This window comes from Streptomyces sp. Tu 3180, from assembly GCF_009852415.1.
Lineage (GTDB): Bacteria > Actinomycetota > Actinomycetes > Streptomycetales > Streptomycetaceae > Streptomyces.
Map to the genome: position 1 here is coordinate 2,100,325 of NZ_WOXS01000002.1, position 25,190 is coordinate 2,125,514.

25 protein-coding genes are annotated in these 25,190 nt (G+C 73.0%); 16 read left to right on the forward strand and 9 right to left on the reverse strand.

The window, feature by feature from the left end; genetic code table 11:
- Positions 1–146: 146 nt before the first annotated feature.
- From GL259_RS10350 to GL259_RS10365, 4 genes are read right to left on the reverse strand one after another with little or no spacing between them, the layout of a single operon-like run.
- Entirely contained in the window at positions 147–1,238 is a 1,092-nt protein-coding gene (locus GL259_RS10350; protein ID WP_159531363.1) for an amidohydrolase family protein, read from the reverse strand.
- A gap of 21 nt (positions 1,239–1,259) precedes the next feature.
- Complete coding sequence (locus tag GL259_RS10355) at positions 1,260–2,051, reverse strand: amino acid ABC transporter ATP-binding protein (RefSeq protein ID WP_159531365.1); 792 nt, start codon at positions 2,049–2,051, stop codon at positions 1,260–1,262.
- A complete protein-coding gene (locus GL259_RS10360) occupies positions 2,048–2,881 on the reverse strand; it encodes an amino acid ABC transporter permease (RefSeq protein WP_159531367.1) in 834 nt (277 codons plus the stop codon). The genes GL259_RS10355 and GL259_RS10360 overlap by 4 nt, the downstream gene beginning before the upstream one ends.
- A 4-nt stretch (positions 2,882–2,885) precedes the next feature.
- Complete coding sequence (locus GL259_RS10365) at positions 2,886–3,737, reverse strand: transporter substrate-binding domain-containing protein (protein ID WP_159531369.1); 852 nt, start codon at positions 3,735–3,737, stop codon at positions 2,886–2,888.
- A 181-nt stretch (positions 3,738–3,918) separates the two neighbouring features.
- Here GL259_RS10365 and GL259_RS10370 point away from each other — a divergent pair, with 181 nt between their 5' ends.
- From GL259_RS10370 to thpD, 5 genes are all read left to right on the forward strand, one after another.
- Positions 3,919–5,019, forward strand: a complete 1,101-nt coding sequence (locus GL259_RS10370) for an aminotransferase class V-fold PLP-dependent enzyme (protein WP_159531371.1) — start codon at positions 3,919–3,921, stop codon at positions 5,017–5,019.
- A gap of 521 nt (positions 5,020–5,540) precedes the next feature.
- A complete protein-coding gene (gene ectA / locus GL259_RS10375) occupies positions 5,541–6,047 on the forward strand; it encodes a diaminobutyrate acetyltransferase (RefSeq protein WP_159531373.1) in 507 nt (168 codons plus the stop codon).
- 67 nt (positions 6,048–6,114) lie between these two features.
- A complete protein-coding gene (ectB, locus tag GL259_RS10380) occupies positions 6,115–7,386 on the forward strand; it encodes a diaminobutyrate--2-oxoglutarate transaminase (protein ID WP_159531375.1) in 1,272 nt (423 codons plus the stop codon).
- 79 nt (positions 7,387–7,465) lie between these two features.
- The gene (locus tag GL259_RS10385; RefSeq protein WP_159531377.1) at positions 7,466–7,864 is read left to right on the forward strand and encodes an ectoine synthase; all 399 of its coding nucleotides are present in this window, start codon (positions 7,466–7,468) and stop codon (positions 7,862–7,864) included.
- 6 nt (positions 7,865–7,870) lie between these two features.
- Positions 7,871–8,782 (forward strand): ectoine hydroxylase, encoded by a 912-nt coding sequence (gene thpD / locus GL259_RS10390; RefSeq protein WP_159531379.1) that lies wholly within the window; start codon positions 7,871–7,873, stop codon positions 8,780–8,782.
- A gap of 93 nt (positions 8,783–8,875) precedes the next feature.
- On the opposite strand, the gene GL259_RS10395 is transcribed toward thpD, so the two are convergent.
- The 5 genes from GL259_RS10395 to GL259_RS10415 all read right to left on the reverse strand — a co-directional run bounded on the left by GL259_RS10395 (position 8,876) and on the right by GL259_RS10415 (position 13,582).
- Complete coding sequence (locus GL259_RS10395) at positions 8,876–9,928, reverse strand: aminotransferase class V-fold PLP-dependent enzyme (protein WP_159531381.1); 1,053 nt, start codon at positions 9,926–9,928, stop codon at positions 8,876–8,878.
- Between the two features lie 96 nt (positions 9,929–10,024).
- Entirely contained in the window at positions 10,025–10,762 is a 738-nt protein-coding gene (locus GL259_RS10400; protein ID WP_159531383.1) for a DsbA family oxidoreductase, read from the reverse strand.
- Positions 10,763–10,823: 61 nt separating this feature from the next.
- On the reverse strand, positions 10,824–11,309 hold the full coding sequence (locus tag GL259_RS10405) for a GNAT family N-acetyltransferase (protein ID WP_243762282.1): 486 nt from the start codon (positions 11,307–11,309) through the stop codon (positions 10,824–10,826).
- A 43-nt stretch (positions 11,310–11,352) separates the two neighbouring features.
- Positions 11,353–11,961: a DUF1349 domain-containing protein gene (locus GL259_RS10410; protein ID WP_159531385.1), complete on the reverse strand. Its 609-nt coding sequence runs from the start codon at positions 11,959–11,961 to the stop codon at positions 11,353–11,355.
- Between the two features lie 91 nt (positions 11,962–12,052).
- Positions 12,053–13,582 (reverse strand): aldehyde dehydrogenase (NADP(+)), encoded by a 1,530-nt coding sequence (locus tag GL259_RS10415; RefSeq protein WP_159531387.1) that lies wholly within the window; start codon positions 13,580–13,582, stop codon positions 12,053–12,055.
- Between the two features lie 141 nt (positions 13,583–13,723).
- On the opposite strand from GL259_RS10415, the gene GL259_RS10420 reads away from it, so the two are divergent.
- From GL259_RS10420 to GL259_RS10470, 11 genes are all read left to right on the forward strand, one after another.
- Positions 13,724–14,497: an IclR family transcriptional regulator gene (locus GL259_RS10420; protein ID WP_159531389.1), complete on the forward strand. Its 774-nt coding sequence runs from the start codon at positions 13,724–13,726 to the stop codon at positions 14,495–14,497.
- A 3-nt stretch (positions 14,498–14,500) separates the two neighbouring features.
- Positions 14,501–14,983 carry a GNAT family N-acetyltransferase gene (locus tag GL259_RS10425; RefSeq protein WP_159531391.1) on the forward strand — a complete coding sequence of 161 codons (483 nt, stop codon included), beginning with the start codon at positions 14,501–14,503 and terminating at the stop codon, positions 14,981–14,983.
- 134 nt (positions 14,984–15,117) lie between these two features.
- Positions 15,118–16,131 carry a hypothetical protein gene (locus GL259_RS10430; RefSeq protein WP_159531393.1) on the forward strand — a complete coding sequence of 338 codons (1,014 nt, stop codon included), beginning with the start codon at positions 15,118–15,120 and terminating at the stop codon, positions 16,129–16,131.
- Positions 16,128–17,390, forward strand: a complete 1,263-nt coding sequence (locus tag GL259_RS10435) for a histidine kinase (protein WP_159531395.1) — start codon at positions 16,128–16,130, stop codon at positions 17,388–17,390. Before GL259_RS10430 ends, GL259_RS10435 begins: the two co-directional genes overlap by 4 nt.
- A gap of 13 nt (positions 17,391–17,403) precedes the next feature.
- Positions 17,404–18,066 (forward strand): response regulator transcription factor, encoded by a 663-nt coding sequence (locus GL259_RS10440; protein ID WP_159531397.1) that lies wholly within the window; start codon positions 17,404–17,406, stop codon positions 18,064–18,066.
- Positions 18,067–18,219: 153 nt separating this feature from the next.
- Positions 18,220–19,677, forward strand: a complete 1,458-nt coding sequence (locus GL259_RS10445) for a penicillin-binding transpeptidase domain-containing protein (RefSeq protein WP_159531399.1) — start codon at positions 18,220–18,222, stop codon at positions 19,675–19,677.
- A 203-nt stretch (positions 19,678–19,880) separates the two neighbouring features.
- Positions 19,881–20,039: a hypothetical protein gene (locus tag GL259_RS10450; protein WP_159531401.1), complete on the forward strand. Its 159-nt coding sequence runs from the start codon at positions 19,881–19,883 to the stop codon at positions 20,037–20,039.
- 222 nt (positions 20,040–20,261) lie between these two features.
- On the forward strand, positions 20,262–20,867 hold the full coding sequence (locus GL259_RS10455; protein WP_159531403.1) for a SigE family RNA polymerase sigma factor: 606 nt from the start codon (positions 20,262–20,264) through the stop codon (positions 20,865–20,867).
- Entirely contained in the window at positions 20,864–21,745 is an 882-nt protein-coding gene (locus GL259_RS10460; RefSeq protein ID WP_159531405.1) for a hypothetical protein, read from the forward strand. The genes GL259_RS10455 and GL259_RS10460 overlap by 4 nt, the downstream gene beginning before the upstream one ends.
- Positions 21,746–21,830: 85 nt before the next feature.
- On the forward strand, positions 21,831–22,661 hold the full coding sequence (locus GL259_RS10465) for a pectate lyase (protein WP_159531407.1): 831 nt from the start codon (positions 21,831–21,833) through the stop codon (positions 22,659–22,661).
- 315 nt (positions 22,662–22,976) lie between these two features.
- The gene (locus GL259_RS10470; protein WP_159531409.1) at positions 22,977–25,184 is read left to right on the forward strand and encodes a family 43 glycosylhydrolase; all 2,208 of its coding nucleotides are present in this window, start codon (positions 22,977–22,979) and stop codon (positions 25,182–25,184) included.
- The last annotated feature ends 6 nt before the right edge of the window (positions 25,185–25,190 follow it).

Genomic DNA, 25,190 nt, shown 5'->3' on the forward strand with positions numbered 1-25,190 from the left:
CCGGAAAGGATGTCCGCGCGGGGGTCGGGCCGTCAGCGATCCGACGACTCTTCACCCCATCGTGGCAAGCTGGCGCGTGTTTTCGAATCCCGGGGAACGGTCGTTCCCCTGCGTCACCCTCGCGCGCCCCACCCGGGGGGGCGGCCCTACCCGACCACGCGCCCGTTCAGCACCACCCGGCGCGGATCGGTCAGCACCCGCACGTCCGCGCGCGGGTCGGACGCGTAGACCACCAGGTCCGCCGGGGCGCCTTCCTCCAGTCCGGGGCGGCCGAGCCACTTCCGGGCCGCCCAGGTGCCGGCCGCGAGGGCCTCGACGGGCGGGATGCCGGCCTTGACCAGTTCGGCGACCTCGTCCGCCGCCAGGCCGTGCGGGAGGGTGCCGCCGGCGTCCGTGCCGACGAAGACGGGGATGCCGGCGTCGTGGGCGGAGCGCACGGTGTCGTAGCGGCGTGCGTGCAGCCGGCGCATGTGGGCCGACCACTGCGGGAACTTGGACTCGCCGCCGTCGGCGAGGTCCGGGAAGGTGGCGATGTTGACGAGGGTGGGGACGATCGCCACGCCCCGTTCGGCGAAGAGCGGGATGGTGTCGTCGGTGAGGCCCGTCGCGTGCTCGACGCAGTCGATGCCGGCCTCGACGAGGTCCCGCAGGGAGTCCTCGGCGAAGCAGTGCGCGGTGACCCGGGCGCCCAGCCGGTGCGCCTCGGCGATCGCCGCCTCGACGGCCCCGCGCGGCCAGCAGGCCGACAGGTCGCCCAGGTCGCGGTCGATCCAGTCGCCGACCAGCTTCACCCAGCCGTCACCGCGCCGCGCCTCCTGCGCGACGTGGGCGACCAGGTCCTCCGGCTCGACCTCCCAGGCGTAGTTGCGGATGTAGCGGCGGGTGCGGGCGATGTGCCGGCCGGCCCGGATGATCTTCGGGAGGTCCTCGCGGCCGTCGATCCAGCGGGTGTCGGAGGGCGAGCCCGCGTCCCGCAGCAGCAGGGCGCCGCGGTCGCGGTCGGTGAGCGCCTGCTTCTCGGCGACGTCCTCGGGGACCGCGCCGTGCCGGTCGAGGCCCACGTGGCAGTGGGCGTCGACCAGCCCGGGCAGCACCCAGCCCTCGACGGTCCGGACGTCGCGGGCGCCGCCGGGGCGGTCGTAGGAGATCCGGCCGCCGACCACCCACAGCTCGTCGCGGACCTCCTCCGGTCCGACGAGCACCCGCCCCTTCACGTGCAGCACCGCGCGTTCGCTCATACCCGGCACCCTAGCCAGGCGCTACCCGGTCTTCCCCACCTGGTCCGAGGTCTCCTCCTCGACCTCGGCCATCGCCGGGTCGAGGAGGCGGGAGAGGAAGTGGCGGGTGCGTTCGTGCCGGGGGCTGCCGATGACCTGCTCGGGGGCGCCGTCCTCGACGATCACCCCGCCGTCCATGAAGACGACCCGGTCGGCGACCTCGCGGGCGAAGGTCATCTCGTGGGTGACGACCATCATCGTCATGCCCTCGTCGGCCAGCATCCGCATCACGGCGAGCACGTCGCCGACCAGCTCCGGGTCGAGCGCCGAGGTCGGCTCGTCGAACAGCATCACCTCGGGGCCCATCGCGAGCGCGCGGGCGATGGCGACGCGCTGCTGCTGGCCGCCGGAGAGGGAGGACGGGTAGGCGTCCGCCTTCTCGGCGAGGCCCACGCGGGCCAGGTTCTCGGCGGCCACCTTCGCCGCCCGCGCCTTGTCCCGCCCCAGCACCCGGCGCTGCGGCAGGGTGAGGTTCTCGGTCACCGTGAGGTGCGGGAACAGGTTGAACTGCTGGAAGACCATGCCGATGCGGCGGCGTACGGCGTCGATGTCGACGTCCGGGTCGGTGAGCTCCGTGCCGCCGACGAAGACCCGGCCCTCGGTGGGCTCCTCCAGGAGGTTCACGCACCGCAGGAGGGTCGACTTGCCCGACCCGGAGGGGCCGATGACGCAGACCACCTCGCCCTGGCCGATCTCCAGGTCGATGCCGCGCAGCACCTCGTTGGCGCCGAAGGACTTGTGCAGACCGCTGACGCGGATCTCGGGCCGGCTCATTTCACGGCCTCCTGGGCCTTGGCCTCCATGCGGCGCACCACGAAGCCGAGCGGAACGGTGATCAGCAGGTAGCACAGGCCGGCGACCAGGATGGGCGTGGAGTTGGCGGTGGTGCTGGCCAGGTCCCGGCCGTACTTGGACAGTTCGCGCTCCTCCAGGGTGACGCCGAGGAACAGCACCAGCGAGGAGTCCTTGAAGAGCAGGACGAGTTCGTTGGTCAGCGGCGGGAGGATGATGCGGAAGGCCTGCGGAATGATGATGGAGACCATGGCCCGGGCGGGCGAGAAGCCCAGCGAACGGGCCGCCTCCATCTGCCCCTTGGGCACGGCCTGGATGCCGGCCCGGATCGTCTCCGCCATGTACGCGGCGGCCACCAGGCCGAGGGCGAGGGCGACCTTGCCGTAGGTGCCGCCGACGATCTCCGTGCCGGGGAAGGCGAGCGGCACCGCGACGCCGATGAAGATGAAGATCAGCAGGGCGGGCAGGCCGCGGAAGATCTCGATGTAGAGGCCGGCCAGCCAGCGGTACGGGCCGACGGACGACAGCCGCATCAGCGCGATCACCATGCCGAGCGCGAGCCCGACGGCGAAGCCGGTCACCGTGTACAGGACGGTGTTCTTCAGCGCCAGCGTGATGACGTCCGGGAACATCTGCCGCGCGATGTCCGTCTGCGCGAACTGGTTCTGCAGCCGGTCCCAGTCGGCCGCGACCGCGAAGGCGATCACGGCCGCGACGAAGACGGCGTACTGGACGCCGCGCGACAGGCCGCGCTTCTGACGCCGGGTCAGGCCCTTCTTCCTGGGCTGGAGCGGTGTCTGCGTGTCGGTCATGGAATCAGGACGCGGCCGGCGAGGCGGCGGACTCGTCGTAGGGGCCGATCCACTGCTCGTACAGCTTCTTGTACGTGCCGTCGGCCTTGGCGTCCGAGAGCGCCTTGTTGACGGCCTCGCGCAGCTCGGTGTTGCCCTTTTTCACCGTGAAGCCGTACTGCTCGCCGGTCTCCAGGTTGTCGACGACCTCGAAGGCGCCGGCGTTGGCCTTGTCCTTCAGCCAGCCCTGGACCACGGGGTAGTCGATGACGACGGCCTTGACCTGGCCGGTGCGCAGGCCGTTGAGGACGGCGTCGGAGGACTCGAAGGAGACCGGGTCGAAGCCCTGCTTCTTGACGTAGTCCTCGCCGGTGGTCTGCGCCTGGGCGCCGAGCGCGACCTTCTCGGACTTGACGTCGGCGAGCGAGGTGACGCCGCTCTTCTTGTCGACGAGGACGGCCTGGGTGGCGTTGAAGTACGGGTCGGAGAAGTCGACGTTCTTCTTCCGCTCCTCGGTGATGGTCATGCCGGCCGCGGCCAGGTCGCACTCGCCGGAGTTGAGGAAGGCGCCGGTCTTGAAGTTCTCGAACGGCGTGTCGAGGATCTCCTGCTTCACGCCCAGGTCCTCGGCCACCAGGTCGATCAGCGCCACGTCGAAGCCCTGCACCTTGCCGTCGATCTCCGACTGGAAGGGCGGGTAGGGCAGGTGGGTGCAGGTGGTGAGCTGCCCCGCCTTGACGAGCTCGACACCGCCGGCGGCGGTCCCGGCACCGCTGCCCCCGTCGTCGCTGGAGGTGCAGGCGGTCAGGAGGACCAGCCCGGCCGTCGCGGTGGTGGCGGCCAGTATGCGGGTCCGGCGGCCGAGGAGCGTCTTCACGGGGGCCTCCTGTCAGGGAACTGTGGGTTCCGATTATAAGGAGAGGTTTGGGGTCCTCAAATCAAACCGATGGCCGCGAGGCCCTCCGGCCTGAGAACCCTGCGGTCGAGCGGCGCTCCGGGGGCCGGTTACCCTCGATTCCGTCGTACCCGCGCAGTCGCGAAGCAGAGAGAGCACCGCCGTGACCCACCCCCTCCTCGACCTGCCCCCGCTGAGCGCCGCGCACTTCGCCTCGATCGAGGACCGCGTGGCGCGCCTGCTCCGCACCGAGCAGGACGTCGTGATCACGCAGGGCGAGGCGCTGCTGCCGCTGGAGGGCGCGATCCGCGCGGCCGCGGGTCCCGGCACGACCGCCCTGAACGTCATCACCGGCCCCTACGGACAGACCTTCGGCGACTGGCTGCGGGACTGCGGCGCCACGGTGATCGATCTGGCGGTGCCCTTCCACACGGCGGTGACGGCCGGGCAGATCCGGGACGCCTTCGCCGAGCACCCGGAGATCGACTTCGTGTCCCTGGTGCACGCGGAGGCGGCCACCGGGAACACCAACCCGGTCGCGGAGATCGGGGAGGCGGTGCGGGCGCACGGGGCGCTGTTCTACCTGGACGCGGTGGCGTCGATCGGTGCCGAACCGGTGCTTCCGGACGCGTGGGGCGTGGACCTGTGCGTGATCGGCGCGCAGAAGGCGATGGGCGGTCCGGCCGGGGTGTCGGCGGTGTCGGTGAGCGGACGGGCGTGGGCGCGGATGGCCGCGAACCCGCGGGCGCCGCGCCGCTCCTACCTCTCCCTGCTGGACTGGAAGGAGCGCTGGATCGACGGCGGCCGCAAGGCGCTGCTGCACGCGCCGGCGCAGCTGGAGATGCTGGCGCTCGAGGCGTGCGTGGAGCGCATCGAGGCGGTGGGCCTGGACGCGGTCATGGCCCGGCACGCGTCGGCCGCGGCGGCCACGCGGGCGGGTGCGTCGGCGCTCGGCGGCGGCCTGGAGCCGTACGTGCGCGAGGCGGCGGAGGCCGCCCCGGTGGCCACCACCCTGCGGGTCCCGCCGGGCACGGTGGCCGCGGACCTGGTGGCCCGCGCCCTGGCCGCCGACCCGGCGCTCCCCCTGGCCGCGGGCGGTGGCGCCCTGGCCGGGGAGATGATCCGCGTCAACCACTACGGCCCCGACGCGACGCCGGGCGCGGTACGGGCGAGCCTCGCGGCGCTGGGCGCCGCGCTGGCGGAGCAGGGTCTGACGGTGGACGTGGAGGGCGCGCTGCGGGCGGCGGAGGACTCCTGGAAGTAGCGGGGCGACGCCCCCTCCGCCCGGCGCGCCTCCCCCGGGACCGGGGGGCGCCGCCGGGCGTCCCTGCCGGAGCGCCGGGCGCCCTTCCGTCCGGCCGAGGGGGACACGCGGCGCGGCGGGCACACCGGTCTCCCGCGGAAGCGCATCGGGGAAGTGACCGGAGCGTGAATTCCGCGGCATTACCGGAATCACCCGCGCGTCACCTTCCACGGAATTCTTTCACTTATTCTTCGAATACCCTTCCGGGTGGCTTCCCTCCTTCTTCTGCCCGCTTCTCCCGGGCCTAAACGTCTTGATTCCAGGGGCGGGAAACCGCGCGTTCCGGACACCGACCGCGAGCGTTATACAGGTGTGATCGGTTCCACATCGTGTCCACTTTGCGGCCTAAGTCCCCTACAAATCGGTGCATACCGTCGAGCCTTCGCGCAGACCCGCACGCCTGCGCGATAACACAGAACAAGCCCGCATGTAACCCCGCCAGGCGATGCAATTTTGAATTTACCTGGGTAAGTTCAATTCGCATGACTGCCGCACAAGCAGACCTGCAAATCGACCGCCCCACCGTGGCGGACGGAGCCGTGCTGTGGCGGATAGCCAAGGACTCGAAGGTCCTCGACCTGAACTCGTCGTACAGCTATCTGCTGTGGTGCCGTGACTTCGCCGCCACCTCGGCCGTCGCCCGCGACGAGCACGGTGGGCCGATCGGCTTCGTCACCGGATACCTGCGGCCGGACAGCCCGCGCACCCTGCTGGTCTGGCAGGTCGCGGTGGACGAGGCGCACCGCGGGCGCGGTCTCGCCGCCGCCCTGCTCGACGGCCTGGCCGCGCGGACCGCCGCGGAGCACGGGGTGGACACCGTGGAGACCACCATCACCCCGGGCAACACCGCCTCCGAGCGCCTGTTCACCGCGTTCGCCGGGCGCCACGGCGCCCTGCTGGAGCGCGAGGTGCTGTTCGGGACCGGCCAGTTCCCCGACGGGCCGCACGACCCCGAGGTGCTGTACCGCATCGGTCCCCTCGCGCGCTGACCGCACGGCCCCCGTCCCGATCCTCCGACTCCTTCCGATTCCCCACGCCACCGAGGAGCGATTCGTCGTGACCATCACCCAGCCCGACCTGAGCGTCTTCGAGACCCTCGAGTCCGAGGTGCGCAGCTACTGCCGCGGCTGGCCCACCGTCTTCGACCGTGCGCACGGCAGCCGCATGTACGACGAGGACGGCCACGAGTACCTCGACTTCTTCGCCGGAGCCGGTTCACTCAACTACGGGCACAACAACCCGGTCCTGAAACGGGCGCTGCTCGACTACCTGGAGCGTGACGGCGTCACGCACGGGCTCGACATGTCGACGACGGCCAAGCGCGCGTTCCTGGAGTCCTTCCAGAACTGGATCCTGCGCCCGCGCGACCTGCCGTACAAGGTGATGTTCCCGGGGCCGACGGGCACCAACGCCGTGGAGTCCGCGCTGAAGCTGGCGCGGAAGGTGAAGGGGCGCGAGGCGATCGTGTCCTTCACCAACGCCTTCCACGGCATGTCGCTGGGTTCGCTCGCCGTGACCGGCAACGCCTTCAAGCGGGCCGGGGCCGGCATCCCGCTGGTGCACGGCACGCCCATGCCGTTCGACAACTACTTCGACGGCACGGTCCCCGACTTCCTGTGGTTCGAGCGGCTCCTGGAGGACCAGGGCTCCGGCCTCAACAAGCCCGCCGCCGTGATCGTCGAGACCGTGCAGGGCGAGGGCGGCATCAACGTCGCCCGGTCCGAGTGGCTGCGGGCCCTGGCCGAGCTGTGCGAACGCCAGGACATGCTGCTGATCGTCGACGACATCCAGATGGGCTGCGGCCGCACCGGCGCCTTCTTCTCCTTCGAGGAGGCCGGCATCACGCCCGACATCGTCACCGTGTCCAAGTCGATCAGCGGCTACGGACTGCCCATGTCCCTGTGCCTGTTCAAGCCCGAGCTGGACGTCTGGGAGCCGGGCGAGCACAACGGCACCTTCCGCGGCAACAACCCCGCCTTCGTCACGGCCACCGCGGCCCTGGAGGCGTACTGGACCGACGGCTCCGCGATGGAGAAGCAGACCCGTTCGCGCGGCGAGCAGGTCGAGCGGGCGCTGGCCGCCGTCGCCGGGGAGAACCCCGCCGACGTGAAGGAGTACCGGGGCCGCGGGCTGGTGTGGGGCATGGAGTTCCACGACAAGCGGCGTGCGGAGCGGGTCGCCCGGCGCTCCTTCGACCTCGGGCTGCTGGTCGAGACGTCCGGGCCCGAGAGCGAGGTCGTCAAGCTGCTCCCGGCCCTGACCATCACCCCGGACGAGCTGGACGAGGGGCTGACCACGCTCGCCCGCGCCGTCCGCGAGACCGCCTGACCCCCCGGACCACCCGAACCACCGGGCCGACGGCCCGGGCATCCGGCACACACCACCACCTAGGAGGCATCGCAGCACCGTGATTGTCCGTTCCTTCAAGGAGATCGAAGGCACCGACCGGCACGTGAGGTCCGCGTCCGGCACCTGGGAGAGCAAGCGCATCGTCCTCGCCAAGGAGAAGGTCGGCTTCTCCCTGCACGAGACGATCCTGTACGCGGGCACGGAGACGTCGATGTGGTACGCGAACCACATCGAGGCCGTCGTCTGCGTGGAGGGCGAGGCCGAGCTCACCGACCACGAGAGCGGGCTGACCCACACGATCACGCCCGGCACCATGTACCTCCTGGACGGTCACGAGCGGCACACGCTGCGCGTCAAGGAGGACTTCCGCTGCATCTGCGTCTTCAACCCGCCCGTCACCGGACGGGAGGACCACGACGAGAACGGCGTCTACCCGCTGCTCACCGAGGAGGTGTGAGGTTCCGTGACCACCGCGACCACCACCACCGGCACCCGGGTCCCCGACCTCTACCCGACGCGCGGCACCGCCGAGGTGCTCACCCCGCGCCAGGACCCGGTCGTCTGGGGCGCCCCCGACGCGGCCGGCCCGATCACCCCGGCCGACCTCGGGGCGTTCGAGCGCGACGGCTTCCTCGCCATCGACCAGCTGATCACCGAGGACGAGGTCGCCGTCTACCGGGACGAGCTGAACCGGCTGGTCACCGACCCGGCGGTCCGGGCCGACGAGCGGTCGATCGTCGAGCCGAAGTCCAAGGAGATCCGCTCGGTCTTCGAGGTGCACAGGATCAGCGAGGTGTTCGCGCGCCTGGTGCGCGACGAGCGCGTCGTCGGCCGCGCCCGGCAGATCCTCGGCTCGGACGTGTACGTCCACCAGTCGCGGATCAACGTCAAGCCGGGCTTCGGGGCCAGCGGCTTCTACTGGCACTCGGACTTCGAGACCTGGCACGCCGAGGACGGTCTGCCGCGGATGCGGACGGTGTCCGTGTCGATCGCGCTGACCGAGAACTTCGACACCAACGGCGGGCTCATGATCATGCCGGGGTCGCACAGGACGTTCCTGGGGTGTGCGGGCTCCACGCCGAAGGACAACTACAAGAAGTCCCTGCAGATGCAGGACGCGGGCACCCCGTCCGACGAGGCGCTGACCTCGCTGGCGTCCGAGCACGGCATCAAGCTGTTCACGGGCAGGGCCGGCTCGGCGACCTGGTTCGACTGCAACTGCATGCACGGCTCCGGGGACAACATCACGCCGTTCCCGCGCAGCAACGTGTTCATCGTGTTCAACAGCGTGGAGAACACGGCGGTGGAGCCGTTCGCGGCACCGGTGCGGCGGCCCGAGTTCATCGGGGCCAGGGACTTCACGCCGGTGCGGTAGGCCGGGCAACGGCGTGACACGGACCGCGGGCCGGGCCTCCCCGTGTGGGACAGGGAGGCACCGGCCCGCCGCCGTGCCCGCGCGGCGGCGGTGTCACCCGGACAGCGCGTCCAGCAGCCGGTCCACGTCGGCGGCCGTGTTGTACAGGTGGAAGGACGCCCGCAGATGGCCCGCCCGGTCGGACACGGCGACACCCGCCCTCGCCAGCTCCGGCTGCAGGCGCCCGAGTCCGGGCACGGACACGATCGCCGAGCCGGGCGCGGGCACCGGCTCGTGGCCCAGCGCGGCGAGCCCCGCGCGGAAGCGGCCGGCGAGGGCGAGGTCGTGGTCCCGGACGGCGTCCACCCCGATCTCCTCCAGGAGTTCGAGGGAGGCGCGCAGCCCCGCGTAGCTGAACAGGGCGGGGCTGGAGTCGAACCGCCGCGCGGAGCGGGCGAGTTCGGTGACGGGGCCGTAGCAGCTGTTCCAGGGCTCCTCCCCCGCGGTCCAGCCCGCCTGCACCGGCGTCAGGTCGCCGAAGTCCCCGGGCACCACGAGGAAGGCCGCCCCGTGCGGGCCGAGCAGCCACTTGTAGGAGACGCAGACGGAGTAGTCGAACGCGTCGGCCTCCACCGGCAGCCAGCCGGCGCCCTGGGAGAAGTCCACGTAGGTGCGCGCCCCGTGCACCCGGGCCGCCTCGCGCAGCGCGGGCAGGTCGGCGATCCGGCCGTCGGCGGACTGCGCGGCGCTGACCGCGACCAGCGCGGTGCCCTGCCGGACGGAGTCGGCGAGCCGTTCCAGCGGCACGGCCCGCACCTTGAGGTCGCCGCGGGTGTGGAACGGGTTGAGGACGGAGGTGAAGTCGCCCTCCACGGTGAGGACCTCGGCGCCCGGCGGCAGCGACGCCGCGATCAGCGCGGTGTGCAGGGCGACCGTGGCCCCGGCCGCGACCCGCTCGACGGGGACGCCGGCCAGCCGGGCGTAGGCGGCACGGCAGGCCTCGACGTCGGCGTAGACCTGGTCGAGCGAGCCGCCCTCGGCCCGGATCCGCGCGGCCTCGGCGAGCGCGGTCACGGTACGGGCGGGCAGGAGGGCGTTGCTCGCGGTGTTCAGGTAGGTGTTCTTCGGGGCGAACTCGGCACGGACGAGGTTCTCGAAGGTCTCCATGGGACCACTCTGCGGCCCCGGGACCTCCCCGTCCATCGCCGGATTCTGCGCGACATCGCCAAGGAACGCTTATGGATGCGGCCCGGCCCGGGTGTCTCAGTGCTGCGGCACCGCGCATCCGTCCGGGCCGCAGGCCTCCGCGCCGTCCTGGCCGTCCGTCGCGGCGGAGCCGCCGTCGATCAGCCGCAGCGGCGCTCGCTCGCCCCAGGCCTGGCTCAGTGCCCGGGCGAAGACCTCGGCGGGCTGGGCGCCGGAGACGCCGTACGTGCGGTCCAGCACGAAGAACGGCACTCCGGTCGCGCCGAGCTGCGCGGCCTCGCGCTCGTCGGCGCGGACCTCGGCGGCGTACGCCTCCGGGTCGGCGAGGACCCGGCGGGCGGCGTCCTCGTCCAGACCGGCGGCGCCGGCCAGCTCGACGAGCCGTTCGTCGTCGTTGTAGACGGACCGCTCCTCGGCGAAGTTGGCCCGGTACAGCAGGTCCAGCAGCTCCACCTGGCGGCCCTGCTCGCGGGCGAAGTGCAGCAGGCGGTGCATGTCGAAGGTGCTGCCGTGGTCCCGGCCCCGGGTGCGGTAGGGCAGGCCCTCGGCGGCGGCCTGGGCGCCCAGGTTGTCCTCGCCGGCCTCGGCCTGCGCCTCGCTCATGCCGTACTTCCGGGTGAGCATGCTGACCACGGACTGGATGTCGTCCTTGGCGCGGCCCGGGTCCAGCTCGAAGGAGCGGTGCACCACCTCGACCCCGTCGCGGTGCGGGAAGGCGGCGAGCGCCTTCTCGAAGCGGGCCTTTCCGACGTAGCACCAGGGGCAGGCGATGTCGGACCAGATTTCCACGCGCATCGTGTCGGCACTCTCCAGGTCGTGCGGGGACGGAGGCTCCCTCCGCCGACTGCGTGAACGTTCAAGCAGTCGGCTTCATTCCCCTGGCGCGGTGAACCGCAGGCGCAGGTGGCGGCCGTCCCCGGCGGGCGTAGAACGCCTGCGCGCGGTGGTTGCCGACGCGCACCTCCAGGGACGCCTCCCGTCTGCCGTCCGCCCGCCACCGCTCCACGCAGGCGGTGTGCAGGGCGGTGCCGACGCCCGAGCGCCAGTGGCCGGGGTCGACGTGGAACTGGAACAGCGTGACGGTGTCGGCGGGGTCGCCCCCGGGGGTGCGGAAGGAGGCGACGCCGACCAGACGGGCGTCCCGCACCGCGCACAGCACGTGGCCGCCGGGCCGCTCGACGGCCTCCCGCCAGCGCGCCCGCCAGTCCGTGCCGTCGTCCGGGAGGCCGTCCGGGCAGTACGTGGACCGGGCGCGCCGGTGCAGCGCGGCGACGTCCGGGGCCTCGACCGCCAGGGCGGTCCTGATCAGCAGGGAGTCGACGGTCCGGTGCGCTCTGACCACGCAGCGGAGGACGCCGGCGGCCGGCCGGCGGTTCCCGGGGCGCTCAGCTTCCGTCCCTGAGGTCGCGCGGCGGGTACGGCCGGAACTCGATGCGGTCGTACGTCACCGCGCAGCCCTCGCCCGTCGGCGACTGGGCCATGAAGCCGACCAGGGCGGCCGCCGGCTCCTCCTCGCCGCCGAGGGTGAAGAGGCGCACGAAGGTCCAGCGCGCACCGTCGCGGGAGGCGTGGAAGGCGAAGGCGCGGCCGGTGCGGCTCACCCGGAGCCAGACGGAAGCGCCCTCGACGGTGAAGGAGTTGGCGTCGTCGGAGTGGCCCCGGGTGACCACCGTGCAGATCGTGGGCACGTCCGGGGAGTACTCCAGGCAGAGCTTGGCCCAGGCCCGGTCGCCGACGTGGACGTAGAGCACCCCGGCGTCGAAGGCGGCGGCGAAGCCGACCGTGACGCGGGCGATCAGCTGGAAGTCGCCCTCGGGCGCGCCCAGGAGCCGGGGGGCGTCGGCGGCGGGGTCCAGTGCCTCGCCGGTGGGCGGCACGAAGCGGTCCTGGCGGGCGCCCGCCCGGCCGGTCAGCACGCCGTCCCCGTACGACCAGTGGCCGTCGGGGCCGTGTGCGCGCAGGGCGAAGGGGAGTTCGGGGAGTTCCACGTCCATCCGGTGAGTGTTCCAGATCAGGCGGGGCGGCCCGGAAGGGGCCGGGGCCCGTCCGGCGGATCGTGCCGGACGGGCCCCGGGCGCCGTCCGGTCAGCGCTCCAGGCGGCCGTCGAAGCGGCGCGGCAGCCCGAGCGGGTTGTCGTCCCGCAGCTCCTGGGGCAGCAGCGCCTGGGGCGTGTTCTGGTAGACGACCGGCCGCAGCCACCGCTCGATGGCCGTGCCCCCCACGGACGTGGACGTGGAGGTCGTCGCCGGGTAGGGCCCGCCGTGGTGCTGGGCGGGGGCCACCGCGACGCCCGTCGGCCAGCCGTTGACGAGCACGCGGCCGGCCAGGGGCGTCAGCTCCCGCACGAGCTCCGCGCCGCGGCCCTCGCCCCGCGCCTCCTCCGTGGAGAGCTGGACGGTCGCGGTGAGGTTGCCCGGCAGCCGCGACAGCACGGCCCGCACCTCGGCCTCGTCCGCGTAGCGGGCCACCACGGTCACCGGGCCGAAGCACTCCTCGAGGAGCAGGTCGTGCTCGCCCTCCTCGGCCAGCCGGCTCGCCGGGACGGTGAAGAAGCCCGCGCTGACCGTGTGCTCGCCGCCCGCGCCCGGCGTCACCGGGGACTCCACGTCGGCCAGCCCGGCGCGCTCGGTGACCCCGGCGACGAAGTTGTCGCGCATGCGGTGGTCGAGCAGGACGCCCGCGTCGGTGTCGCTGACCGCGTCCGTCAGCGACTTCACCAGCCGGTCCCCGGCCGCGCCGGCCGGGGCCAGGACCAGGCCCGGCTTGACGCAGAACTGGCCGACGCCCAGGGTCATCGAGCCCGCCAGGCCCGCACCGATCTCCTCGGCGCGCTCGGCGGCCGCGGCCTCGGTGACGAGGACCGGGTTCAGGGAGCCCAGCTCGCCGTGGAAGGGGATCGGGACCGGGCGGGCGGCCGCCGCGTCGAAGAGGGCGCGGCCCCCGCGCACGGAGCCGGTGAAGCCGGCCGCCGAGACCAGCGGGTGCTTGACGAGTTCGACGCCGGCCTCGAAGCCGTGCACCAGGCCGAGCACGCCCTCGGGGATGCCGTGCCGGGCGGCGGCCCGGCGCAGCACCTTGGCGACCAGCTCGGACAGGCCCGGGTGGTCGGGGTGGGCCTTGACGACGACCGGGCAGCCGGCCGCGAGCGCGCTCGCGGTGTCGCCGCCGGGGACGGAGAAGGCGAAGGGGAAGTTGGAGGCGGAGTAGACGGCGACGACGCCCAGCGGCACCTTGTAGCGGCGCAGGTCCGGGACGGGCGGGGTGGCGGTGTCGTCGGGGTGGTCGATGACGACGTCGAGGAAGGCGCCCTCGTCGACGATGCCGGCGAAGGCCCGCAGCTGGTAGCAGGTGCGGGCGAGTTCGCCGGTCAGCCGGACCGGGCCGAGGGCGGTCTCCGCGTCGGCGGTCTCGACGAGCACGCCCTTGGCCGCCTCCAGCTCCTCGGCGGCCGTGCGCAGGAAGGCGGCGCGGACGGTGCGGTCGGTCAGCGCGTCCCGCGCGTCGTGCGCGGCCCGGACGGCGGCGTCCACCTCCTGGGCCGTGGCCTCCACCGCAACCTGTTCACGCTGCTTCCCGGTTCGGGGGTCGACACTCCAGACTGGTGCTGCTGCCACTGCGGGTCCTTCCACTTGATTGCCGCATGCGATGCCGCAGGATGTACGTCATCCACCAGGGGCGTTCGATATACTGAACACTGTCTCTGATGGTGAATATGCTGCGGAGACTATTTCCCGGCGAACGAGGGGGTCAAGGGCATGTCGGCTGGCGAGACGGGCGGCGGGGCGCAGGTCAAGTCCGCGGTGCGGACCGTGGAACTCCTCGAGTACTTCGCCGGGCGCCCCGGCATGCACTCCCTCGCGGCGGTCCAGGAGGCCGTCGGCTACCCCAAGTCCAGCCTCTACATGCTGCTGCGCACCCTCGTGGACCTCGGCTGGGTGGAGACGGACGCGACGGGCACGCGGTACGGCATCGGCGTGCGGGCGCTGCTGGTCGGCACCTCCTACATCGACGGCGACGAGGTGGTCGCGGCGGCCCGCCCGACCCTGGACCGGCTCTCGGACGACACGACGGAGACCATCCACCTCGCCCGGCTCGACGGCACCAACGTCGTCTACCTGGCCACCCGTCAGTCACAGCACTACCTGCGTCCCTTCACCCGGGTCGGCCGCCGGCTGCCCGCCCACTCGACCTCGCTCGGCAAGGCGCTGCTGAGCACGTACCCGGACGAGCAGGTGCGCAAGATGCTCCCCGAGACGCTGCCCGCCCTGACCGAGAACACCATCACCGACCGGGAGAAACTCATCGAGGAGCTGCACCAGGTGCGGGAGCAGGGCTTCGCCGTGGACCGCGAGGAGAACACGCTCGGATTGCGCTGCTTCGGCGTGGCGATCCCCTACCGCACCCCCGCGCGGGACGCGATCAGCTGCTCGGTCCCGGTGGCCCGGCTCACGCCCGCGCACGAGCAGATGGTCAAGGACGCCCTGTTCGACGCGCGTGACCGGCTGACCCTGGCGACCCGGAGGCTCTGAGCGGTGGCCGCCGCCGATGTCGCCCTGCGCGCGGTGCACGACAGCGACCTGCCCGTCTTCTACCGGCAGCTGAACGACCCCGACGCCCTGCGCATGGCGGCCTTCACCCCCGAGGACCCGGCCGACCGGGACGCCTTCGACGCCCGCTGGGCCCGCATCCGCAGCTCGCCGGACGTCGTCGTGCGCACGGTGCTGGTCGACGGTGACGTGGTGGGCCACACGGCGGTGTACGGGGAGCCGGGCGAGCGCGAGGTGACGTACTGGATCGACCGGGCGTACTGGGGCCGGGGCGTCGCCACGGCCGCGCTGCGCGGGCTGCTGGCCGAGGTGACCGAGCGCCCGCTGTACGCGCGCGCGGCCGCGGACAACGCGGGATCGCTGCGCGTGCTGGAGCGGTGCGGCTTCGAGGTCTCCGCGCGGGTCACGGGGTACGCGCCCGCGCGGGGTGCGGAGATCGGCGAACTGGTGCTGACGCTGGACGGCTGACCGCGCGCCGGACCCGTTCCCGTCCGGGCGGGCGCGGTGTGCGACTTCGCGCCGACGGCCCTCCCCCGTACGGCGGAGGCGGATCGTCACCGTGCAGGAGGTGCCCGCGGGCGGCCGCGCGGGAGTGTGGGGGCATGTCGCAGACACTCGCCCCCGCCGTCGCCGCCGACGGCACCGTGCTCCCCCGCTCCCGCAGGCTGCTGCGCGCCGTCGCCGTCGTGGCCTGCCTGCCGTACCTCGCCCTCAAGGCCGCCTGGGTGGCCGGCAGTCACGTCGGCATCCCGGCGAACAGCCCGCTGCTGGACCACGGCACCGCGATGGTCGTCGCGAACGTCCTCACGGTCCTGATGGACGGCGCCGTGATCGTGCTCGCGCTCCTGCTGACCCGCCCGTGGGGGCGCGGGGTGCCCGCGTGGCTGCTCGCGGTGCCGATGTGGGCCGCGACCGGGCTGCTGGCGCCGATCATGGCCGGCTATCCGCTCCAGTTGCTGGTGCGGGCGCTCGGCGGGAGCGCCGCGGGCACGTCCGGCGGCGCGGACGAACCCTTCCTGCACCCGTGGGTGTTCGTCGTCGTCTACACCGGGTTCATCGTCCAGGGCCTCGCGCTGGGCGCGCTGTTCGTGCTGTACGCCCGGGACCGCTGGGGTCGTCTGTGGCGCGGCCGGACGGGGGACCTGCCGTCCGGGACGACGGGGACGGCGCAGCGGGCCGCCGCGGCGGCGGCCGCCGTGCTCGCCCTGTTCCCGCTGGCGCTCCGGGTCTTCTGGGCCTGCGGCGGCACGGCCGGTCTGAGCGCGGGCACCGTCGCGAACCGGAGCAGCGACTTCCACGTCCTGGAGTCCCTGTACGCCCTCTCCCTCCTGGCCGCGGTCACCGGCGGCCTCCTGCTGGCCTTCCGGCGCGCTCCGGCGCTGCCGGTGCGGGTGCCGCTCCTCCTCGCCGGGATCGGCTCCGGTGCCGTGGCCTGCTGGGGCGGCTGGATGACGGCGGTCGCGCTGATGCCCTCGGGAGATCCCGCCGACCGCCCGACGGCGCTGATGCTCCTGACCTACGCTGGCCAGATGATCGTCGGTCTCCTCGTCGCCGCCGTCGGCGCCCGCTTCCTCGCCGCGCGGTCCGCCCGGGCAGTGAAGCACCCGGCGACGTGAGGGCGCTGGCACGGCCGCTGTTCGGCCGACGGGCGCGGCTGCGCTGGATCCACCTGATCGTGGGCGGCGCGCTCGCCATGCCGTACGTCCTCGTCGGCGCGGTCGTCGTCGGTCCGGCGGCCGGCGGCGCCGTCGTCCTGACGTCGCTCACCCTCCAGCTCGCCTCGTTCGGCGTCGGCCTGCCGATCGCCGCCCTCACCTCCCTGTTCCCGCTGACCCGGCCGCTGGAGACCGCCGCCGTGCGCTGGCTGTGCGCGGTGGAGGCGGACCGGCTCGCCGACGGGCCCGCCCGGGGGCGGGCCGCGAAGGGCCGTACGGCGGCCTGGTTCACGCTGCACCTGGGGCTCGGCGCGATCATCGCCGCACTGTCGCTGGCGGTGCCGCCGTTCGCCGCCGTGCTGATCGTGCTGCCGTTCGCCGCGGGGCTGCGGGACTCCCGGCTCGGACTGCCGGACGTCTTCGACCACGCCTGGGCGCCGGCCCTCGCACCGGTCGCGGGCGTGGCGTCGCTCCTCGCGCTGGCCGGCTGCGCGGCCGGGGCCGGGGCCCTGCTGGCCCGCTGGGCGCCCGTGCTGCTCGGCCCCACCCCCGAGGACCGGCTCGCCGCCGCCGAGGCGCGCGCCGCCGACCTCGCCGTGCGCAACCGGCTGGCGCGCGAGCTGCACGACTCCGTCGGGCACGCGCTGAGCGCGGTGACCCTCCAGGCGAGCGCGGCGCGCCGGGTCCTCGACGGCGATCCGGAGTTCGTCCGCGAGGCGCTCGCCGCCATCGAGGAGACCACCCGGCGCACGGTGGGCGAACTGGACGCGGTGCTCGGTGTGCTGCGGGACGGCGACGCGCCCGGCACGGCCCCGGCGCCCACGCTCGCCGACGACCTCGACGGTCTGCTGCGCCGCACCCGGGCGGGCGGACTGAAGGTGTCGGCCGCCGTCCGGGCGGCGCCCGGGTCCCTGCCGCCGGTGCTGTCCCGCGAGGCCTACCGGATCGTGCAGGAGGGGCTGAGCAACGCCCTCAAGCACGCCGGCGGGGGGATCACCGTCACCCTGCGCGTCGAGGTGCGGGACGGCCACCTGGAGATCACCCTCACCAACCCCCTGGCCGCCGTCCCCGGCCCCCGCCGCGCGCCCCGCGCCGGCGGCGGTCACGGCCTGCGCGGCATCGAGGACCGCGCCCGGCTGCTGGGCGGCACGGCCCGGGCCGGCCCGGCGGAGGGAACCTGGCGGCTGCACGTACGACTGCCGATGCACACGGCGACCTGACCGAAAGGACCCCATGACCGGCCCCTCCCCGATCCGCGTCGTCCTCGCCGACGACGAACGCATGGTGCGCACCGCGCTGCGGGCGATCCTGACCGCCGAGCCGGATCTGGAGGTGGTCGGCGAGGCGGCCACCGGTGCGGAGGCGGTGTCCGTGGTGCGGGACCGCCGGCCCGACGTGGTGCTGATGGACGTCCGGATGCCCCGGATCGACGGCATCCGCGCCACCGAGCGGATCCTCTCCGGCCCGGGCGAACCGCCCCGGATCATCGTCGTCACCACCTTCGAGAACGACTCCTACGTGTACGACGCGCTGCGCGTCGGGGCCGCCGGGTTCCTGCTCAAGCGGGCGGACGCCGACGCGCTCGTGGGGGCGGTGCGGCTGGTGGCGCGCAGCGACACCCTGCTGTTCCCCGCGGCGGTCCGCGCCCTCGCCACCGAGCACGCGCGCGCGTGCCCCGCTCCGCCGGAGTGGGCGGCGCGGCTCACCGGCCGGGAGAGCGAGGTGCTGCGGCACATGGCGGCCGGGCTGACCAACGCGGAGATCGCGCGGCGGATGGAGGTCGGCCCCGCCACGGTGAAGACGCACGTGGCGTCGGTGCTGGCGAAGACCGGCGCCCGGGACCGCACCCAGGCCGTCATCGCGGCCTACGAGGCGGGCTTCCTGCGCGGCCGGTGAGCGGTCCGCGCGGCCCGGTCGCCGAGCCCGCCGCAGCGGGCCCGCGCCCCGTCCTCCGGCCGGTGCCACGAGGCCCCGTCCTGCATGAGGATCCGATGAGAAACCGGGCGGACGGAAACAATTCGGCCGGTCCCGTTCGTCTGTCCGGACGCGATGAACAGGACGATCAGACGCGCCTCGGTCCTCACGCTGCTCCTGGTGCTCGCCCTGCTGGTCAGGGCGACCTGGGTGCAGTTCTACGAGGGCCGGGCACTCGCGGACGACAGGCACAACCGGCGCAACGCGATCGCGACCTACGCGGAGCCGCTGGGGGACATCGTCGTGGCCGGCGAGCCGATCACCGGCTCGGCCCGGACGGAGCGCGGCGACCTCGCGTACAAGCGCACGTACGGGAACGGCCCGCTGTACGCGGCGGTGACGGGCTACGCCTCGCAGTCCTACGCCCCGACGCAGCTGGAGGGCATCTACGAGGACCTGCTCAACGGCACGGACCCCCGGCTGAGGACGGTGGCGGACACCGTCACCAACCAGCGGGCCGCACCGGGCAACGTGGTGACGACCATCGACCCCGAGGTGCAGCGGGCGGCGTACGAGGCGCTCGGCGACAAGAAGGGCGCGGCGGTCGCGATCGACCCGGAGACGGGCCGGATCCTGGCGGCCGTGTCGACCCCGTCCTACGATCCGGCGTCGCTGACCGACGCCAACACCGCCGGCGAGGCCTGGGAGAAGCTCACCGAGGACCCGGACAAGCCGCTCACCAACCGGGCGCTGCGCCAGCCGCTGCCGCCGGGTTCGACGTTCAAGCTGGTGGTCGCGGCGGCGGCGCTGGAGGACGGGCTGTACGCGTCGGTGGACGACAGGACCGACAGCCCCGACCCGTACACGCTGCCGGGCACGGTCACGGACCTGACCAACGAGAACCCGAACGCGCCCTGCGAGAACGCCTCGATCCGGGTGGGCCTGCAGTACTCCTGCAACAACGTCTTCGCGAAGATGGCCGTCGACCTGGGCCAGGACAAGGTGCGGGAGACGGCCGAGAGGTTCGGCTTCAACGACGGGACGCAGGACGTCCCGGTGCGTGCCCACGCCAGCGTGTACCCCTCGGACATGGTGCCGTCCGAGACCGCGCTGACCGGCATCGGCCAGTTCGACGTCACGGCGACGCCGCTGCAGATCGCGATGGTGTCGGCGGCGCTGGCCAACGGCGGCGAGCTGGTCTCGCCGCACATGGTCGCGCAGATCACCGACAGCGGCGGCGACGTGCTGAGGGACTACGACGGCGAGAGCGGCGCGAAGCGGATCGTCAGCGCCTCGACCGCCGGGCAGTTGCAGTCGGCGATGCGGACGGTCGTCGAGGAGGGCACCGGCACGAACGCGCGGATCCCCGGCGCGACCGTGGGCGGCAAGACGGGCACCGCCCAGCACGGCGAGAACAACAGCAAGACGCCGTACGCCTGGTTCACCTCGTACGGGAAGTCCGGCTCCTCCGGTGAGGAGGTCGCCGTGGCGGTCGTGGTGGAGCAGTCCGGCGCGGCCCGTTCGGAGGTCAGCGGCAACGGCCTGGCGGCGCCGGTCGCCAGGGCGGCGATGGAAGCGGCGCTCGGGGACTGAACCCTCCCGGCCGTGAGGCCGTCTTCACGGACGGGCCGCCCCCTTCCCCCCGGGGGCGGCCCGTCCTCCCGCGGTCGCCGGCCTGGCCGAAGGCGCCCAGCGGGCTGAAGTCGCCGAGGAGGCCGAAGTCGGGGGCGCCGACCACCCGGCCGGACCACTCGGGTGCGGTCAGTCCCCGACTGCGCACGTCCGCCGCGGTGTCGATGACGATCGTCACCGGCGTCATGGCGGCGATGCCGACCAGGACGGCGCCCCGCACCCCGCGGGCGATCCGGGCCCCGGCCGGTCGGCCGCCCGCCGAGCGCCGGACGTGGCGAGTGCTCCTCGGTGCCTGGAGGGCCGACGGGGCGGGCGCCGGCTGAATCATGCCCGTACGGGGTCGAGTTCAGGTGTGGTTCGTGTTACGGAATCAGGTGTCGACCCGTCATACACCGTTCGACCCTCCGTACGAACTCGTGAACGATCACTGCTACGCTCCGGATCTCGCCCGGTCGACGCCGGACGCTCACATGTCATTCGCATGACACACACATCCACACAGGTGCCCGTCGGGCGCCCGAAGCCGCTGCGAGGGGAGGTAGGCCATGGGCACCGTCGTCGACGACACCGCCTCCGTGGAGTTCCACGCCTTCTTCGAGCGCCACTACGCCGAACTGTCCCGGCTGGCCCATCTGCTGACCGGTGAGGCGGACACCGCCGACGACCTGGCGGCGGACGCGCTGCTGGCGCTGTGGCACCGCTGGGACCGGGTGCGCGGCGCGGACCATCCGGCGGCGTACGCCCGGGGCGTGGTGGCCAATCTGGCCCGCACCCGGATCCGCAGCGCGGTGCGCGAACGGCGCCGGATCGCGCTGTTCTGGTCGCAGCGCGAGGAGCGGATCGAGAACCCCGACGTGGCGGGTGTCGTGGACGTGCAGGAGGCGCTGCGCCGGCTGCCGTTCCGCAAGCGGGCGTGCGTGGTGCTGCGGCACGCCTTCGACCTGTCGGAGAAGGACACCGCGCTGGCCCTGGGCGTCTCGGTGGGTACGGTGAAGAGCCAGACCTCGAAGGGGATGGCCGAGCTGCAGCGGCTGCTGGGCACCCCGGAGGTGCCGCAGCGGGTGCACGCGGCGGCGGGGACGGCCGCCCGCGGGAACACGGCCGAGGGCGTGCGGAAACGCTCCGGCGGGGCCAAGGGAAGGAACCGATGACGATGCGGCGGGACGTGCACGAGGAGCTGCGCGCCCGGCTGCAGGAGGCGGCCGGGGCGCACGAGCCCGACCGGGAACGCATGCTGGCCCGGATCGAGCGCGGCATGGCGGGGCCGGCCCGCCCGGACCACCGGGCGCGGCGGCCACCGGTGTTCGGCTGGGTCCGGGTGGCGAGCGCGACGGCCGCGGTGGCCGGTGTGCTGGCGGTGGGCGGTTACGCCGTCGCCTCCGCGGTGAAGGGCGACGAGGCCCCTCCGCAGCGCCACGTGGCCGTCTCGCCGACCCCCGCGGCCACCCCCTCCCCGGACGCGACGAGCAGGACGCCCGCGCCGCCGGCGGAGCCCTCGCCGGACGCCCCGGAGCGGTCCCGGGGGACCGCCACCGCACCCGCCGGGACGCCGGAGCCGTCCGGCACCCCCCGGCCGCCGGCCGGGGTGGAGGACGGACCGCTGTGGTCGGACGGCTCGGTGGACCCGCACAGCAACGAGTTCTGGGCGCAGAGCAACGTCACCCTGAAGACCACCGAGCGGCTGACCGCGCTCACCGTGGAACTGCGGATCGCGCAGACCGGCGGGGTGACCTCCACGGGCGCCTGGCGTTCGCTGCCCGAGGACGACTTCGCTCTGGCGGTGGAGGAGCGCGACGGCTTCCTCGTCTACGTCTGGACGCTCAAGGAGGGCCGTACGGTCCCGCCGGGCGAGTGGGTGTTCGCGGGGCAGTACGACCACGACCGCGGCGGCCGGGACGCCGGGGACGACCGCTACACCGCGACGGCCACCGCCGGATCGGAACGACTCGGTGTGGCAGGCGACTTCGCACCCCGCGGTGACGAGGACGCGGCGGACGACGGGGATCCGGCCGAGGACGAGGACGCGTAGAAAAATTTCCGGAGAGGCGGCAACCCTTCCCGCACCGGTGGCGACCAAGAGGCGCAAGGATCCTCCCCCACGCAAGGAAATGGGCATGACTGCACGAGCCGAACAGCGCGTCACCCACCGGCGCCGCACCGCCAGGAAGCGGGCGTTGATCGCCGGATTCTCCGCGCTCGGCATCACGGGTGCGGCGATCGTCACCTCGACGATGCTGTCCAGCGCGGGCGCCGCCTCGGCCTGGCCCGCGGACACCGGTGACAAGCCGGTGTCGAAGACGGTGCCGGTCTCCGGCGTCTACGACGGCGGCATGAAGAAGTTCTACGGCACCGGCGCCCTGGGCGGCGACGGCCAGGACGAGGGCCAGGACCCGATCTTCGAGCTGGCCGACGGCGCCACGCTGAAGAACGTCGTCATCGGCACCCCGGCCGCCGACGGCGTGCACTGCAAGGGCAGTTGCACGCTGCAGAACGTGTGGTGGCTGGACGTCGGCGAGGACGCCGCCAGCTTCAAGGGCAAGTCCTCGTCGGCCCGGTACCAGGTGATCGGCGGCGGCGCGAGGAAGGCCGACGACAAGGTGCTGCAGTTCAACGGCGCCGGCACGCTGACCGTGAGCGGCTTCCGGGTCGAGGACTTCGGCAAGCTGGTGCGCTCCTGCGGCAACTGCAAGACGCAGTACAAGCGCACGGTCGTGCTGAGCGACATCGACGTGGTCGCGCCCGGCAAGTCGATCGTCGGCATCAACACCAACTACGGCGACACCGCCACGCTGTCGAAGATCCGCGTCCACGGCGACAGCAAGAAGAAGATCAAGACCTGCACCCGCTTCCAGGGCAACGACTCGGGCAAGGAGCCGAAGGACCTCGGCTCCGGCCCCGACGGGAAGTACTGCAAGTTCTCGGCCTCGGACATCACCTACAAGTGATCCCGCCGAGCCCGTGACCGGCCCCGGGCCGCCGCCTCGACGTCCGGCGGCCCGGTCCCGGTGACGCCCGAGCCCCCCTCGGGCGGCCGGGAACCGGCCCTCCGGACCCCCATCCGGACGGCCATCAGGACGCCCTCGCCGGCCCACGCCCGGCGGGGGCGTCCCTCGTCGTACGGGCCCGCGGACGGCGAAAACACCCGAAAACTTTCGGCGTCCTCCCTCCCGTCCGCATCTGTTGACGCCCCGCCGTCCCCCTGGTGACACTCCGGGAACACAGCACCCAACAGAAGCCCTCAGACTCCGACAGGAAGTGTCATGCGCCGCCACACCGCCCGTCGCACGCTTCTGGTCCCCCTCCTCGCCCTCCTCCTCGCCCTGCTCGCCGCCCCGCCGGGCACCGCACGTTCCGGAGCGCCCCCCGTGAAGAAGCCCACGTACGCCGGTTACCTCTTCGCCTACTTCACCGGCGAGGGCACCGCCGACGGCGAACAGATCCGCTACGCCCTCAGCCGCGGCAACGACGCCCTGCACTGGCGCGAGCTGAACGCCGGAAAGCCGGTGCTGACCTCGACGACCGGCGAGAAGGGGCTGCGCGACCCGTTCGTCATCCGCTCCCCCGGGGGCGACCGGTTCTACCTGATCGCCACCGATCTGCGGATGTACCGCGGCAGCAGCGGCAGCTGGGACGAGGTCCAGCGGCACGGCAGCAAGTCGATCATGGTGTGGGAGTCCACCGACCTGGTCCACTGGACCGACCAGCGCCTGGTGCGGGTCTCCCCCGACAACGCCGGCAACACCTGGGCGCCGGAGGCCCACTGGGACGACGAGCTCGGCGCGTACGTCGTCTTCTGGGCGTCCAAGCTGTACGCCGACGACGACCCGGACCACACCGGTTCGACGTACAACAGGATGCTGTACGCGACCACGAAGGACTTCCGCACCTTCAGCGAACCGAAGGTCTGGAACGACCCGGGCCACTCGGTCATCGACTCGACCGTCGTCGAGCACGGGGGCACGTACTACCGCTACACCAAGGACGAGCGCGACCCGTCCTCCGGCTCGCCCTGCTCGAAGTTCGTCACCGGCGAGAAGTCCACGTCGCTGACCGACACCTCGTACGACTTCGTCTCCGACTGCATCGGCAGCGGGGCGATGGAGCGGGGCGAGGGGCCGACGGTGTTCAAGTCCAACACCGAGGAGAAGTGGTACCTGTTCGTCGACGAGTACGGCGGCCGGGGCTACCTCCCCTTCGAGACCACCGACCTCGACTCGGGCGAGTGGACCCCGTCGGCGGACTACCGGCTGCCCGCGAGCCCGCGGCACGGCACCGTCATTCCGGTGACGCAGGCGGAGTACGACCGGCTGCTGGCCGCCTACCCGCGGAGCCCCACGTCGGTCGTGGACGCCACCGCCCCCGGCCAGAAGGGGTACGCGGTCGTCGGCGAGGAGACGGGCAAGGTCGTCCTGCCGATGGAGCCCGGCGCGAACCTGCGGCACCTCGCGCCGAGGCTGTGGGCGGGCGCGGGCGCGACGGTCAGCCCGAGGTCCGGTACCCGCCGTGACTTCCGCCGGCCGCAGACGTACACGGTGACGGCCGCCGACGGCACGAGGCGCACCTGGACCGTGGAGGCGGTGCCCACCCGCAGCCCCGTGCTGCCCGGCCTGTACGCGGACCCCGACGTGCGGTACATGGACGGCCGGTACTGGATCTACCCGACGACGGACGGCTTCCCCGGCTGGAGCGGCACGCGGTTCGAGGCGTTCTCGTCGGAGGACCTGGTCCACTGGAAGGACCACGGCGTGGTCCTCGACCTCGGGCCGGACGTGTCCTGGGCCGACAGGAACGCCTGGGCGCCCGCGATCGCGGAACGCGACGGGAAGTACTACCTCTACTTCTGCGCCGAGCAGCAGATCGGCGTCGCGGTGGCCGACTCCCCGGCCGGCCCCTTCGAGGACGCGCTGGGCGAACCGCTGATCGCGAAGGGACGGTTCAGCGGCCAGACGATCGACCCGGCCGTGTTCACGGACGACGACGGGCGGTCCTACCTGTACTGGGGCAACGGACACGGTTACGTCGTCCCGCTCGGCGACGACATGGTGTCCTTCGACGCCTCGCGGGTGGCGGACATCACCCCGGACGGCTTCCGCGAGGGCTCCTTCGTGGTGAAGCGCGAGGGCACCTACTACTTCATGTGGTCCGAGGACGACACCCGCAGCGAGAACTACCACGTGGCGTACGCGACCGGCCCGTCCCCGCTCGGCCCGTGGACGAAGCGGGGCACGATCCTGTCCAAGCGGCCCGGGTACGGCATCCTCGGCACCGGTCACCACTCCGTGGTCAACGCCCCCGGCACCGACGACTGGTACATCGTCTACCACCGGTTCGCGCTCGACGGCCCCGGGAGGCCCGGCGGGGACGGCACGCACCGGGAGACCACGATCGACCGCCTCGGGTTCGCCGCCGACGGCACCGTCGAGCCGGTGGTGCCGACCCTGGAGTCGGTCCGGCCGGTGCGGCGCTGAGCCCCG